This window comes from Stenotrophomonas sp. HMWF023 (assembly GCF_003060985.1).
Lineage (GTDB): Bacteria > Pseudomonadota > Gammaproteobacteria > Xanthomonadales > Xanthomonadaceae > Stenotrophomonas > Stenotrophomonas lactitubi.
In genome coordinates this window covers 1425-8287 of sequence record NZ_QAIJ01000028.1, presented here as the reverse complement: position 1 = coordinate 8287, position 6863 = coordinate 1425, and the positions used below count along the sequence as shown (strand labels likewise).

The 6863-nt window shown below is 67.9% G+C and carries 6 protein-coding genes; 2 read left to right on the top strand and 4 right to left on the bottom strand.

Annotated features, from left to right (window positions below):
* Positions 1-35 precede the first annotated feature (35 nt).
* The gene (locus tag DBR20_RS01030; RefSeq protein ID WP_089235909.1) at positions 36-752 is read left to right on the top strand and encodes an MgtC/SapB family protein; all 717 of its coding nucleotides are present in this window, start codon (positions 36-38) and stop codon (positions 750-752) included.
* A 43-nt stretch (positions 753-795) separates the two neighbouring features.
* Here the strand turns inward: DBR20_RS01030 and DBR20_RS01025 are convergent, their stop codons facing one another.
* The gene (locus DBR20_RS01025) at positions 796-1200 is read right to left on the bottom strand and encodes a MerR family transcriptional regulator (protein ID WP_108264882.1); all 405 of its coding nucleotides are present in this window, start codon (positions 1198-1200) and stop codon (positions 796-798) included.
* Positions 1201-1264: 64 nt separating this feature from the next.
* On the opposite strand from DBR20_RS01025, the gene DBR20_RS01020 reads away from it, so the two are divergent.
* A complete protein-coding gene (locus DBR20_RS01020) occupies positions 1265-2092 on the top strand; it encodes a class I SAM-dependent methyltransferase (protein WP_108264881.1) in 828 nt (275 codons plus the stop codon).
* Between the two features lie 84 nt (positions 2093-2176).
* Here DBR20_RS01020 and DBR20_RS01015 read toward each other — a convergent pair whose 3' ends face one another.
* The 3 genes from DBR20_RS01015 to DBR20_RS01005 form a co-directional block, all read right to left on the bottom strand.
* A complete protein-coding gene (locus tag DBR20_RS01015) occupies positions 2177-2467 on the bottom strand; it encodes a hypothetical protein (protein WP_181392986.1) in 291 nt (96 codons plus the stop codon).
* 121 nt (positions 2468-2588) lie between these two features.
* Positions 2589-3425 (bottom strand): OmpA family protein, encoded by an 837-nt coding sequence (locus DBR20_RS01010; RefSeq protein WP_108264880.1) that lies wholly within the window; start codon positions 3423-3425, stop codon positions 2589-2591.
* A 61-nt stretch (positions 3426-3486) separates the two neighbouring features.
* Positions 3487-6863, bottom strand: a 3377-nt coding sequence (locus DBR20_RS01005) for a YadA-like family protein (protein ID WP_258223073.1), incomplete at its 5' end; no start/stop codon positions are given.

Genomic DNA, 6863 nt, shown 5'->3' with positions numbered 1-6863 from the left:
GATCTACTGTCACCTGCGGGAGGTAGACTGCGGCCATGCGCTTCATTGAAACCTTCCAGTCCGGCCCCTTCGCCGACACCGTGGTCAGCCTGCTGGCGGCGTTCGTGCTCGGCACCCTGATCGGGGCCGAACGCCAATACCGGCAGCGTACGGCCGGCCTGCGTACCAACGTGCTGGTAGCCGTTGGCGCCGCCGCCTTCGTTGATCTGGGCATGCGTATCGCCGGCAGCGCCGAGGCCGTGCGGGTGATCTCGTACGTGGTCTCGGGTGTCGGCTTCCTCGGCGCCGGCGTGATCATGAAGGAAGGCATGAACGTGCGCGGCCTGAACACCGCCGCGACGCTGTGGTGCTCGGCTGCCGTGGGCAGCTGTACCGGTGCGGACATGCTGGCCGAAGGCGTGCTGCTGACCATACTGATCATCGCTGGCAACACCCTGCTGCGGCCACTGGTGAACGCAATCAACCGCATCCCGATCAACGAAGCCGCCAGCGAAGCGACCTACGAAGTGCGCCTGAGCGTGGATGCCGACGCGGTGCCGCGCGTGCGCGAGCGTCTGGTCGATGCACTGGAAGCAGCGCAGTATCCCGTCGGCGACGTACAGCTGGTCGAGCACGCCGATGCACCCACCGACGTGATCGCAGTACTGGTCAGCACGGCGGTCAGCGCCGACGAACTGGACGTGGTGCTGGCGCGGATGGAGCAGGTGCCGGGCGTGCTGCACGCCACGTGGGAAGTCAGCACCCGCGATTGAACGCGTGTCGGCAGTTCATCCACGCATGGCGTGGATCTACTGCTCATGCACGCGCCAGGCGCTGATGCGCACGCAGCAGTCTGCGGAACGAGGCGCAGCGCCGCGCATCCTCGGCGTGTGGACAGGCCGCAGCCCTTCGCAGTCGATCCTGCACCCGCTGCAACTCGCGGATCTGCCGCTGCAGCGCATCGGCCTGGGCCAGCAATGCCGTGCGATCCAGTGCAAGCCCTGTCCCCTGCGGCATCGCCGCGCCGATCTGCTGCAGCGACAGACCGGCTGACTGCCCCAGGCCGATCAGCGCCAGCCGCTCCAGCACCTGTTCGTGGTACTGCCGGCGCAGGCCGCGCCGCCCCAGCACCTGCAACAGGCCCAGCTGCTCGTAGTAGCGCAGGGTGGAGGCCGGTACACCGCTGCGGCGCACCACCTCACCGATATCCAGTTCCCGCATCGTGCTTGACCTCAAGTGGGCTTCAAGGGCCACCATGGTCGCACTCCCCGCGCAAGGCAAGCCCATGGCCGATTCACTCCCGCTCGATCAGAACACGCTCTGGAACGGCCCCGCTGGCGAGAACTGGGTCGCGCAGCAGACCCTGCTGGACGGCCTGTTCCAACCGATGGCCGATGCCCTGCGCGACGAGCTGCCGGCTGCCGTCACGGAACTGCTGGATATCGGTTGTGGCACCGGCGCCAGCACGCTGACCGCCGCCACAGCGCGTCCTGATGCCCATTGCACCGGTGTCGACATCTCCGCACCTATGCTCGCCCTCGCCCGCCAGCGTGCCGCCGCGACCGGGCGCGACATCGACTTCATCGTTGCCGATGCGCAGCGCCATGCCTTCGCAACGGCGCGCTACGACTGGATCCAGTCGCGGTTCGGGGTGATGTTCTTCGAGGACACGCAGGCCGCCTTCGCCAACCTGCACCGTGCCGCCCGAGCCGGCGCGGGCCTGCGCTTCATCGCCTGGCGCAGCGCGCAGGAAAATCCGTTCATGACCACCGCCGAACGCGCCCTTGCAGACCAGCTGGCACTGCCAGCGCGAGCACCGGGTGCACCAGGACAGTTCGCCTTCGCCGATGGCGAGCGGGTGCGCCGGCTGCTGCAGAGTGCTGGATGGCAGGACGTGGACGTATCGCCGCTGGACCTGACCTGTTTCCTCACCCGCGACGCACTGGCCAGCTATGTCGGCCAGCTTGGGCCCGTGGGCCTGGCCCTTCGCGCGCTGCCAGCCGAACGCGCCGACGCGCTGCTGCAGCAGGCGCTGACTGCGTTCGCACCGTTCATCGATGGTGATCGCGTGCGGGTGGAAGCCGCCTGCTGGATGATCCGCGCCCGCACCTAGCAACAGAAAAGGGGACAGAGGGGATCAAGTCGTTCATGCCCCGGCTGCGCGGGAAACGACTTGATCCCCTCCGTCCCCTCTTCTCTACAGCGCCTCGCCGGCGTCGGCCAGCCGCGATTCGATCAGCGCGTACCACTGTTCGAGCATGTCGACCAGCATGTCCAGCTCGGCGTCGGCACGCTGCGCGCGACCGCTGCGCAGGCAGGCCTGCGCTTCCTGCAGCTGGGTGAGGAAGCCGGCAACGGTGTCGGCCTGCAGGATCAGGCCCGGCAGTCGGCGCCCGGGAATGCGCACCACCGCATGGTTGCCGAGCTGGCCGTACACGCTGAGAGTGGCATCCGTCTTCATGGACAAGGGCAGGAATTGGGCATTCATCAGGTGCACCAGGGAAGAAACCTGCCCACCGGCAGGCGTGGAAAACGGGGGAGACGTTTCCACGTCCTGCCGGCAGAACAGGGGGGACTCGGGATGCCGGGGCGCGCCCCGGCACGGGGGTTCAGTGCGGTCGGGCCACGCCAGCGATCTGCACCCGGCGATTGGGCGCCAGGCAGGCGATCAGTTCGCGCCGGTTGCGCTGGTCGCACTGCACCAGCGGTTCCGCCGCGCCCCGACCTTCGGCACTGATGCTCGCCGCCGATACGCCGCCCTGTACCAACGCCATGCGCACCGCCTCGGCGCGCCGCTGCGACAGCGTCTGGTTGTAGGCAGCGCTGCCGATGCGGTCGGTGTAGCCGACCACCTGGATCGACTGCACCTGGCTGGCCTCGCGCACCTGCGCCAGCACGCCCTGCACTGCCTGCTGGCCGGTGGCACTGAGCACGGCACTGTCGAACCCGAACAGTGCATCGGCAGCCAGTCGCAGCGGCTGCTCCGGCAACGGTGCCGGCGGTGGCGGTGCCGGCGGACGCGGCGGCTCCAGTACGGCGGCGCACGATTCAGGCTTCCAGTAGCCACCCTGGGCGATGCCCTTGTTGTCAAAGCGCACCTGGAACTGGCAGGTGAAGTATTCGGCACCCTGTGCGGTGCGGAAGTTGAACAGGTAGTTCCATTCGCGCACGCCCCACATGCCTTCGTTGAAATGCGGGGTGCCGAGCAGCGTGTACAGCTGGCGCTTGCTCATGCCCGGCGCGAACCGGCGCAGGTCGGCGATATCGGGATAGATGCCTTCCTTCAGCGATGCCTTGCTGGCCTCCGGGAAGGAGACGGCAGTGCCGCCGGCGGGACCCTCGGCGGCCGGTGCGTGGCTGCGGCAGGCAACGAGAAGCCCTGCGGCCAGGATCAGGCCCAGCGTGGCGGCGACGCGACCACTGCGAGCGATGCGATGCGGTTTCATGTCATTCCCCTGTAGACGTTGCGCTCTGCGCCGGGCCGCGAACGCGACCCGGCGCGGGCGATCACCACTGGATGCCGGCACCGACGGCCACACCGGCCTCGCCACGGCTGTTGGTGGAACCACTGAACTTGTAGATCCAGCGCCCACCCTCGGAAACACCGGAGATGCCCAGGGCCACGCCGGATTCGCCGTTGTAGCTGCCGGCGGCGATCGAAGCCATGTTGCGGCCGGCTTCGCTGGGCTGCGGCAGCGACGCGGTTGCCATCGCCGAGGCGATACCGGCCGAGGCACGGTTGTCGGTCTTGCGCAGGTCGCGTTCGAAGCCGCCCATGCGCTCATCGGTGTAGGCCTTGGACCAGTCCAGCGTCTGCGCCATGCCCGACTTCAGCTGGTCGACATTGACCGCATCGGTACCGGCGGTGCCGGCGGCGACGTTGCGCACCGTGGTCGGGCCACTGCTGGTGCTGCCCAAGGTCACGCTGTTGTAGTTGGTGGTGCCGTTGGTGGTGGTGTCATAGCGGATCGTGCCCTGCTGCGAAGCCTGCAGCTGACGCACGTTGACCGCATCCGTTGCCTGCGAACCGTCGGCCACGTTGACCACTTGGCGCTCGGCACCGGCTGCCCCCACCGACACCGTATTGGCGCGGTTGGCGACCGAGCCTGCACCCAGCGCCACCGAGTTGTCGGCCTGCGCCTGCGAACCATTGCCCAGTGCGGTCGAGTTTGCCCCGGCAGCGGTGGAGCCGGCACCGCCTGCGGCGGAGTTGGCACCACTGGCGGACGGATCGGCCAGGTTGTTGCTGTTGTTGGCGCGGAAGCTGCCGGCGACGTTGGTGATGTTCTGGATCTTCTGGTCGGTGTAGGACTTGGACTGATCGATGGCGTAGTTCACGCCATTCTTCAGCTGGCCGACGTTGGTCGCATCGTGATCGTCGGAGCCATCGGCCACGTGGGTGACCTTGCGCTCGCTGCCGCTGCTGCCCACCGCCACTTCACCGGACGAGTTGCTGGCACCGGTCTGGCCGTAGGCTCCGGTATAGCCGGTCTGCGCGCCGACGCTGGCCACCGAGCCCGCACCCAGCGCAACACTGTTGCCTGCGCTGGCATTGGCGCCGTTGCCGACCGCCACACTGCCCGCGCCCGCTGCACTGGCCTGCGGGCCGACCGCCAGTGCTTCGGCACCGGTGGCCGTCGCCGCTGCGGCAGTGGAGTTGACCGCCAGGTACGGGCTGCCGCCGCCGTTGCTGATGCGCTGGTTGAGCACCCGCAGCGATCCATCCACGGCGGAGAACGCCGCGGTGACGTTGCTGTAGTCGTTGCCGGTGATGGTGCCATCGGTGGCGATGGTGGAGATGTTGAAGGTCGGCGCGGTCCACAGCCCGGTGCTGCCGTTGTACATGGTGCTGCCACCGAAGTAGCTGGCCACGGTCTGGTGCGTGCTGAACAGCTGGTCGCCGGTGATGGCATCGCTGCTGCCAGCCAGGATGCTGCCGGCAGCCACGTTGGTGACTTTCACCGGCGCACCGCCGGTACCGCTGAGGGTCACGGTATCGACCACGTTGCCACTCCCGTCCACGTCGTACTTCACGGCGCGCTTGTCCAGGTCATCGGTCTGGTCGGCAACGTTGGCCAGCGAATTGCTGACCGCATCGAAGGCCGTGCCGACGTCGTTGTAACTGCCCTGGCTGACGGTGCCGTTGGCGGCGACATTGTTGAGCGTGTAGGTCGGCGCGGTGACCACACCATTGGCGTCCACCGCAGCGCCGCCGCCGAGGTGGGTGGCCACGGTCTGGTTGGCCGCGAACAACTGCGCACCGTTGATCGCTTCGCTGCTGGCCGCGCTGATCTGGCCCGGGCCGAGGTTGCGCAGCGTGGTGGCCGTACCGGACTGGCCGAGCGTGGCGCTGCCGTAGTTGACGCTGCCGTCGCCGTTGAGGTCGTAGCGCAGCGCGCCCTCTTCCGAGGCCTGCAACTGTCCCAGGTTGACCGCATCGGTGCTGGCGGTACCGGCGGCAACGTTGGTGACCTGGCGTTCGGCGCCTGCGGCACCGATCGACACGCTGTTGGCACGGTCGGCCAGGCTGCCGGCGCCGACGGCGATGGCGTTGGCTGCAGTTGCGCTGGCGCCGGCACCGACGGCGATCGATTCGGCGCCGCTGGCCACGGCTTCGGCACCGGTCGAATTCACCCGCAGGTACTTGGTGCCGGTGTTGCGGATGTCGTTGATCTGCGTGTTGAGGTTGACCAGCGAGCCGTCCACTGCATCGAAGGCGTCGGTGACGTTGTCATACAGCCCCGAGGCCACGGCGCCACCGGTGGAGATGGTGCTGATCTCGAACAGCGGTGCGGTGAAAGTGCTGGTGAGCGGATCGAATGCTGCGCGTCCGCCAAAGAACTTCGCCATGGTGTCGTTGCTGGCGAACAGCTGCGCACCGTTGACCGCCTCGCTGCTGGTGGCGTTGACCGCACCGGCGGCCAGGTTGCCGATGGTGGTGGTGCCGGTGCCATTGCCGAGGGTGACACGGCGGTAGTTGGGGTCGCCTGCACCATCCAGGTCATAGGTGACCGCCGCTGCGCCGACCGCATCGATTTGGCTGATGGCGCCCTTCAGCTGGGCCACGTTGACCGCATCGGTGTTGGCGCTGCCGGCCGCCAGGTTGGTGATCTGCCGCTCACCGCCACCGGCGGTGCCTACCGACACTTCACCGGCCGACACCTGCGCAGTGGTCAGGCCGTAGGCGCTGTAGCTGGCCTGGGCGCCGCGCAGTGCAGCCGAGCGGTAACCCAATGCCACCGAATTGGCCTGGTTGGACGTGCTCTCTGCGCCGAGCAGGGTCTGCCCGTTGGCGGTACCGCTGGCACTGTCGCCGACCACCACCGAGTGCCCCATGCGTGCTGCGTAGTCGGCGGTGGGAACGCCGGTTGGATCGGTCGGATCATTGGCGCCCGCGCCGGGGAAGGCCACGCTGGCATCGACCTTCGGCAGCTCATGGCGGGCATTGGCGCCGATCACCACTTCTTTCGAGCCGTTGGCATAAGCGCCATCGCCCATCAGCACCTGGTAGTCCTGCGCGGCGTTGACCGCCCAGCAGGAGATGTCGGCCAGGCCGATGTCCAGGCACTTGGCCGCCCAGGCCGGCGAATCCTTGGGCAGCAGCAGGCCCAGCAGGCCACCGGGATTGCCGTTGTTGATGTTGTAGATGTAGCTGTCGGAGGTGACGCCACCGATCAGGGTCAGGTGCGAGCTGCCGCCGGTGACCGCGCCACCCAGCCCATTGAGCACGGTACCGACCGGTGTCGCGTTGACCACCGGCAGGCCAAGCACGCTGACCGTGGAATAGGTCTGCATGACATTGGCGGTGCTGAGCTTGAGGTTGCCGTTGGACAGGTAACCGGTGCCGCCGAACAGGCTGGCGGTGGTCGGGCCGAGCAGTTCGG